The following is a 7237-nucleotide window of genomic DNA, read 5'->3' as shown; positions in this document are numbered from 1 at the left end:
GCCACTCCCTTCGGGCAGGCCCCGCCAAAGAGGGGATAAGACCTGACCACCAAAAGGGGGCGGGCCCGGCCAAACCGGGCGGACCCCAGGTCAACGCAGGGCAAGACGCAAGGCCACAGAAACCAGGCCGGCCTGATCGGGGGTACGCCCAAAGAAGCGGCCCGGCGGCGACGGAGGTTCTCCGTCGCGACCGGGCCCGGCACTGGCGCTTGCCCGTCAGACAGCGCCCTCCCCCAGCCAACCGGGCAGGCGGTCGATGATCTCGAAGCAGTAGTGGTATCCCACCAACAGGATGGTGCGCTGGATCGTCTCGTTGGCCCCCACCAACGCGATGCGCACTCCGGCGGGCAGCTTCTGCCGGGCGTACGCCAGCATCCGCAGCCCGCCGGAGGACAGGTAGCTCACCTGGGTCAGGTCGAAGACCACCTGTTTGACAGTCGGATCAGCGGCCCGTTCCAGTTCCTGTCTGAACGTCGGCGCCGTGTGTGCATCCATGACGCCGGCCAGCGTGATGACCGTGGTAGCTCCCTTCCGGCGCAGGGTGGCCCTCAGATTCACCTACGGCTCCTCTCGCTGTGGGTCGGCATGGACTTTTGTCAGGACCGGCGACCCACCAGAGCCAGGCAGGATCGGGGACCGACCCGGATCGCCCGCTGGTCGTCGAGCACCGGCTCGGATCCGGATTCGGCGGCGCCGACGACGGTGTCTGCGAACAGGTGCCACCGCACCCCGTCGGGCAGTTCCGGCAGTTCCAGGTCGTGGCCCTCCCAGTGGCCGTTCGCCACCAGGTAGACGAAATCCACCTCGCCGTCGGCGGCCCGGCCGGTGCGCATGCAGGCCAGCAGGTGGCTGTCGTCCGACCAGTCCGCCTGCCAGGGCCGCACGCCGTGCCAGCTGACGTCCGGGTAGCCCGTACCGGCCCGGTCCTCACCCACCGGGTGCAGCGGGTCGCGCAGCATCGGGTGGGCCGACCGGAAGCCGATGCACCGGCGGACGAACTCCAGCAGTTCCTTGTTGCGCTCCACCAGTGACCAGTCGAACCAGGTCAGCGAGCTGTCGTGGCAGTAGGCGTTGTTGTTGCCGCTCTGGCTGCGGGCCACCTCGTCGCCGGAGTAGATCATCGGGATTCCCTGGCTGCTGAGCAGCAGGAGCATCGCGTTCTTCATCTGCTGCATCCGCAGCGCGACCACCTCGGGGTCGTCGGTCGGCCCCTCGACTCCGCAGTTCCAGCTCGCGTTGTCGTCGTTGCCGTCCCGGTTGCCCTCGCCGTTGGCCTCGTTGTGCTTGTGGTTGTACGAGACCATGTCGGCCAGGGTGAACCCGTCGTGGCAGGTGATGAAGTTGACCGAGGCGGCGGTCCCGCGCAGCGCGTACAGGTCCGCCGAGCCGACCATCCGGGTGGCCAGGTCACCGATCGTGCCGGACTCGCCCTTCAGGAAGCGCCGCACGGTGTCACGATACTTCCCGTTCCACTCCGACCACCTGCCGTAGTTCGGGAAGGCGCCCACCTGGTACAGGCCACCGGCGTCCCACGCCTCGGCGATGAGCACGCAGTCCCGCAGCAGCGGGTCGTAGGAGAGCGCCTCCAGCAGCGGCGGGTTGGCCAGCGGCGCACCGTCCTCGCCGCGGTCCAGGATCGCCGCCAGGTCGAACCGGAACCCGTCGACGTGGAACTCGCTGGCCCAGTACCGGAGGCAGGACAGCACGTAGTTGCGGACCACGGGGTGGTTGCAGTTGAACGTGTTACCGGTACCGCTGAAGTTGTAGTAGTACCCCTCGGGCGTGAGGATGTAGTAGGTCCGGTTGTCCAACCCACGGAAGTGGATGGTCGGGCCGTCCTCGTTGCCCTCGGCGGTGTGGTTGAACACCACGTCGAGCAGCACCTGGATGCCGGCGGCGTGCAACTCCTTCACCAGGTTCTTGAACTCGTCGCACTGCATCCCGAACGGGCCGGTGGCGGCGTAGCCCGCCTTCGGGGCGAAGAACCCGATCGTCGAGTAGCCCCAGTAGTTGAGCAGCAGCTCACCGGTGGTCGGGTCGATCCGGCTGTTCTCGAACTCGTCGAACTCGAAGACCGGCATCAGCTCGACGCAGTTGACCCCGAGCGACTTCAGGTACGGGATCTTCTCGACCAGCCCGGCGTACGTGCCCGGAGCGGCCACGCCCGAGGAGGGGTGCCGGGTGAACCCGCGCACGTGCATCTCGTAGATGACCAGATCCTCGTTCGGGATCCGCAGCGGACGGTCGTCGTCCCAGTCGAAGTCGTCGAAGGCCAGCCGCGAGCGGTACTGGTACGGGTTGTTCCAGTCCGGTGCGGTACCCCAGACGTCCCGGCCCGACATGGCCCGCGCGTACGGGTCGGACAGGATCCGCTCCGGATCGAACCGGTCCGCGATGTGCGGGTTGCTCGGACCGTGTACCCGGTATCCGTAGTCGAGGTTCTCGTAGTCCAGCCCGAAGACGGTGATCGCCCACACGCCGCCGATCCGGAACTCGTGCGGGATGGGGATCTCCGCCATCGGGCTGTGCTCGCCGTGCTTGAACAGCACCAGCGAGATGGACTCGGCCGCGCTGGAGTAGACGGAGAAGTTGACCCCGCCCGGCACCAGGGTGGCGCCGAACGGCATGTGCCGGCCCAGCCGGACCCCGTACCCCGCGATCTGGTGGGTCGGGTACGAGTCGATGCGGTCCCGGACGACGTGTACCGGCGAGGTCATGCGGCCACGCTCCGATCGGTGGTGGCGGCCTCCGGCCGCAACGCCGACAGCCCCTGGTCGAGGTTGTCCGCGACGAGGAAGAACCGCAGGAAACCGGTGGCGGACAGCGCCAGGTGCAACTCGTCCCGTACGCCGATCACGCACACCTTGCCGTCCATCGCCTGCGCCTGGCGGTAGACCGCCAGCATGGTCCCCAGCCCGGCGTGTGACACGTAGGGGACCTCGGTGAAGTCGAGCAGCAGGGGTTGCCCGGTGAGCAGGAGCGGCATGATCCCGTCATGCACCTCCTGCGCGTACCGGCTGTCCAGGGTCCCGACGAGGCGGGCCACGGTGACGTCGCTGATTTGGTCTCTGGTCACGTACATGGGCGCTCCTTCCTTCAACAGCCGCCCGACCGGTGTGCGAGCCCGGCCACCGGGCCCGGCGGTGACCGGACCCGGTGACGCCACCGGTCGGGCGGAACGGTCAGGCCGTCGGGGTGAGCTGGACCTTGACGGTGAGGGACTCCGCGGACTCGGGAAGCTCGACGGTCATCGCCGTCGGGTCGAAGCTCTCCCAGGGCTTCCCGTCGATCTCCACGTCGGTGAGCCGGACCCGGCCCGCCGGCAACAGGTCCGGTGCGACCCGCAGGGTGCGCGAGGCGTCCGGCCGAGGCTTGAACCACAGCTCCAGCGGCTGCTTGGTGATCAGCAGGTTCGTGTAGACCGCGGACAGGTAGCACAGTTCGGCGGAGTGGTACATGCTCATCGAGTGGCTGCCCTTGAGCCGCTCGGTGCCGAGCAGGTAGGGCAGGCCGCTGGCCAGGACGTTGAAGTAGACCGCACCCTCGTCGTGGTCCAGGAAGAACGTGTTGTAGAAGCCGGCCGCCTGCCGCGCCTGCTCCCGGTTGTCCTCGCCGCCGATGCTGCCGGCGAGGATGAGGTACGCCAGGATGGCCTGCTCCTGCTGCCACCACGCCTTGCGGTCGTGCCAGGCGAAGCGGTGCCAGTCCTGCCCCTCCTGCCGGACCCGCTCGACGACGTCGTACCAACCGCCGCGCTGCTGGTCGGAGCCGACCGCCGGCATGATCTCGGCGATCTTCTCGGCCAGGTCCCGGTAGGTCTTCTTCGGGTTCTGCGCGTGCATACGCATCAGGTTCCAGGCGATCTTGAGGTTGTGCCCCACCACCGCCCGGTTCTGCTGCCAGGTGTGTCCGAGGTCGTGCGACCAGTCGGCCAGGAACCGCTCGTTGACGAACGGGCTGGTGTCGTAGTCGGGGAAGTGCTCGACGATCGTGTCGAAGGTGCGCTCCAGCATCTCCGCGTGCCGCTCCTCGCCGGTGGCGAGCAGCATGTTGATCAGGTACGCCGGCGCGTGGTCGCCAACCGAGTTCCAGTTCTTGCGGGACTGGTTGAACCGCAGCGAGTCGTGGTGCGGGCTCAGCAGCACCGGGTCGATGTGCGAGTAGTACCCGCCGCCCTCCCGGTCGCGGTAGTACTTCTCGAACAGCCGCAGCGTGGCGTCCACGTCGGAGGAGATCCGCGGGTCGCCGGTGACCCGGAACGTCTGGGTCGGCCCGGCCAGGGCGTAGATCTGCTCGTACATCGGAATCGCGTCGTAGTCGTCGTCGAATTCAGAGGTGAAGAGCTTGCGCTCGTAGTCACCCTCGACTTTGATGCCGTGGTACCAGTACACGACGTCGGCATCGAGGTCCACAAAACGCATGTGATCGCGCAGGTATTCGGTGCCCTTTTCCGCGACCCGGAGGTACTCCTCGTCGCCGGTCAGCATGTACGCCGACGCCATCCCGTAGACCATCCGGGAAATTGTGTCGGTTTCCTGCACGTGACTGTCGGCTTTCTCACCGTCGAGTCGGATGTTGGTGCGGTATTCCTTGTAGTCGATCGGGCCGTGTCCGAACTGCGCCCGGCGGTAGAAGGAGGCCAGGGAGTCGATCTGGTTCACCCACCAGTTGGGCTTCTCGAAGCCGTACTCGCCCACCCGCCGACCCAGGAAGACCAGCCGCTTCGCCTCGAAGTTGTAGCCGTCGCCCTCCGGGTAGAAGACGCCGTAGGTGAACAGGTGGCGCCCCGGCGTCAGCATGTCGTCGACATGCTCGCTCGCGTCGGCGTACGGCTCGTCGAGGTTACGCAGCAACTCGGCCGACATGCCGTCCGAAAGTCGTACGTCGAAATCCCGTCCGTCAATCGTCCGCAGGCCGAAAACTCCCTTCTGGCGGTCGTATTCAGTGACGCTCCCCGCAATGGTGTCCATGAAGGGAAAGCGCATTGCATCGGTCATGGTCGACCTCCTCAGCAGGCGTGCTGGCCGTGACGAATCGGCCGGTCAGGCAGGCGTATGAAGAAATCGTGGCCAGTGGGGCTGGAGAGCGTCAACCAAATGCCGGGCACCGGACGGTCGTCGGGAGATAGAGCGGGTGGCTTCGTCAAGTCACCCGCACAGGTGGTCGTCTGTCGCCGTGGTCTTCCGTCGGGGTCTTCCGGGGCGGTCCCCCGCCGCCCGGTCCGCGAACCGGCGCCCGGGGTGACACCGGACGGACGCCGGCCGGCAACCGACGCGTCACCCACCGGGGCGGTCCGGGCGGTACGGACCGCCCGCCGACCGTGGCCCGGAGATCCCCCGGAGCCCCGGCCCCCCGGACCCCCCGGGCGCGGCAGGGATGCGGGCGCGGCGGGCCGAGCGGCACGGACACGCGAAACTGGGCCACAGCCGGTGTTGGCTGCGGCCCAGCCGCGTCGTCGGCTCAGCGGGCGCCTGTGGGCCCCGCATCACGCTTACGGTCCCCGGTTGTGCGCGGGCCCCGCGTCATGCCGCCGGGGCCGGCGGCATGGCGAAGGCGAGCAGGTCGGCCAGCCCGAACCGCTCGCCGGCGGCCGGCAGCGTGGGCCGCCACTCGGGATCCACCGTGAGGTAGGCGTCGGCGTCGGCCCGCAACAGTCCGATCAGGACCTCGGCCACGACGCGACCGCCCACCGGGCCGAGCCGGTCGCCGCCGCCGTGGTGCTGCGCCTCCTTGAGGACGTAGAACCAGAGCGGGGTGCCGGCCTGCCATTCCTCGCCGACCTGTTCCGGGGCCAGCGCCGGCACGCCGAGCAGCTCGGCGACGGCCTCCCCGGAGGGCAGCGCGGTGGCCCGGCCACGGAGCAGGTCGCGCACCGCCAGCGAACGGTGCTCGGGTGTCGCGACGTCCCCGGTGATCTCGTGCGGCAGCACGATCAGGCTGGCCGGCAGCCCGCCGTCGAGCCGTTTGGCCCGCTGGGCCGGCGGCTGGTCCGGCAGGTCGAAGACCTGGGCCCACTCCAGCCGATGTTCCGGCGCGATCGGCCCGTGCCCGAACAGGTCGGGGAAGAGCGGGTACTCCCGCTGTCCGGCCTGCAGCCGGTACCGGTGCCGGATCTGGCCGTGGCCGTACCGGTAGGCGGCGTCGGCGAACTCGAGCGGGATGAACGCCTCCCCGGCCGCCGGGGCGAAGAACCGCGCCCCGTCGGTCAGGACCTCCGTCACGAGGTCCCGGCCCACCAGCCGGGGCAGGAAGTCCTCCACGACGATCCACTGGTAGTGCCACACCAGCGCCCGCCGGGCCTCCTCGAACAGGTCGTCGTCGGGTACGCCGTCCTCCCGCAGCCGGTCGACCAGCCGGTTGTGCGCGTGCAGGAACGCCAGGTGCAGGTGGGCGACGAAGCAGTGCACGTCGTTGCGCGGATCGCCGATCAACGCCGTGCCCTGCCAGTTGCGCGGCAGGTCGAGCCCGTCGGGCGCGGTGATCAACCGCGCGGTGTCCTGGCTGTCGTAGAGGTACGGCGAGCCGACCGGTCCCTCGGCGTGCACCATCTCCAGGTTGAGCCGGGGCGAACGGGCGTTCCGCAGCGCCTCGACCTCGGCGCGCAGCCCGACCGGGGACCGGTCCGCGGTGATGTCGTGCGCCACGAGCTGGCCGAAGAACGGCCAGCCGGCCGCCTCGTGACCATCGTCGATGGCGTGCCCGGGACGGCTCGGGAACCGTGAGGCGTCGCAGGAGCCGCCCGGCGTACCGGCGGCGTAGAGCGCGTCGGCGTCGGTCTCCAACGGCGGCAGGCCGGGGAACATCCGGCCGTAGCGGGCGCCGAGCGACGGCGCGTCGACGCCGCGACCCGGTGCGAGGCAGTGGTCGCGGACGATCCGGCGGGGCGCGGCACGGGTGGGGGCCGCCGTCATACCGCCTTCTCCTCGGGGAGCAGGAACAGCTCGTCCGGATAGCACCAGCCCCACTCCTCGCCCGGCTCGAGCGAGCGGACGAGGGGATGCTGGACGTGCCGCCAGTGCGCGGTGGCGTGCCGGCGGGGCGAGTTGTCACAGCAGCCGACGTGCCCGCACTCCAGGCACTCGCGCAGGTGCACCCAGCGGGTGCCCTCCCGCAGGCAGTCCTCGCAGCCGTAGCTGGTGCTCGGCTGGACATCCCGGACGCTGTCCAGGTGGTCGCAGCTCTTGGACGTCGGGTTGCCCTCGGCGTCCCCGACAACTTCCCATGCGGTCATTCCGAC

6 protein-coding genes are annotated in these 7237 nt (G+C 69.3%); all 6 read right to left on the bottom strand.

Annotation, left to right across the window (positions count from 1 at the left end):
* Window positions 1–216: 216 nt before the first annotated feature.
* The 6 genes from ACXN5W_RS22850 to ACXN5W_RS22825 all read right to left on the bottom strand — a co-directional run bounded on the left by ACXN5W_RS22850 (window position 217) and on the right by ACXN5W_RS22825 (window position 7231).
* The gene (locus ACXN5W_RS22850) at window positions 217–558 is read right to left on the bottom strand and encodes an STAS domain-containing protein (protein ID WP_473160396.1); all 342 of its coding nucleotides are present in this window, start codon (window positions 556–558) and stop codon (window positions 217–219) included.
* Between the two features lie 38 nt (window positions 559–596).
* Window positions 597–2717 (bottom strand): glycogen debranching protein GlgX, encoded by a 2121-nt coding sequence (gene glgX / locus ACXN5W_RS22845; protein ID WP_473160395.1) that lies wholly within the window; start codon window positions 2715–2717, stop codon window positions 597–599.
* Complete coding sequence (locus tag ACXN5W_RS22840; RefSeq protein WP_473160394.1) at window positions 2714–3076, bottom strand: STAS domain-containing protein; 363 nt, start codon at window positions 3074–3076, stop codon at window positions 2714–2716. The genes glgX and ACXN5W_RS22840 overlap by 4 nt, the downstream gene beginning before the upstream one ends.
* 106 nt (window positions 3077–3182) lie before the next feature.
* A complete protein-coding gene (locus ACXN5W_RS22835; protein WP_473160393.1) occupies window positions 3183–4997 on the bottom strand; it encodes an AGE family epimerase/isomerase in 1815 nt (604 codons plus the stop codon).
* Window positions 4998–5522: 525 nt separating this feature from the next.
* On the bottom strand, window positions 5523–6911 hold the full coding sequence (locus ACXN5W_RS22830; RefSeq protein ID WP_473160392.1) for a peroxidase family protein: 1389 nt from the start codon (window positions 6909–6911) through the stop codon (window positions 5523–5525).
* A complete protein-coding gene (locus ACXN5W_RS22825) occupies window positions 6908–7231 on the bottom strand; it encodes a UBP-type zinc finger domain-containing protein (protein WP_473160391.1) in 324 nt (107 codons plus the stop codon). The genes ACXN5W_RS22830 and ACXN5W_RS22825 overlap by 4 nt, the downstream gene beginning before the upstream one ends.
* Window positions 7232–7237 lie beyond the last annotated feature (6 nt).

It is taken from the genome of Plantactinospora sp. A48, assembly GCF_055793945.1.
Note: the sequence above shows the minus strand (reverse complement) of the source record. Positions and strands in the feature narration are given on the sequence as shown.

Excerpts from the sequence above, each read along its gene's own strand:
- ACXN5W_RS22835 (WP_473160393.1), bottom strand. The coding sequence starts at position 4,997 with ATGACCGATGCAATGCGCTTTCCCTTCATGGACACCATTGCGGGGAGC.
- glgX (WP_473160395.1), bottom strand. The coding sequence starts at position 2,717 with ATGACCTCGCCGGTACACGTCGTCCGGGACCGCATCGACTCGTACCCG.
- ACXN5W_RS22830 (WP_473160392.1), bottom strand. The coding sequence starts at position 6,911 with ATGACGGCGGCCCCCACCCGTGCCGCGCCCCGCCGGATCGTCCGCGAC.
- ACXN5W_RS22825 (WP_473160391.1), bottom strand. The coding sequence starts at position 7,231 with ATGACCGCATGGGAAGTTGTCGGGGACGCCGAGGGCAACCCGACGTCC.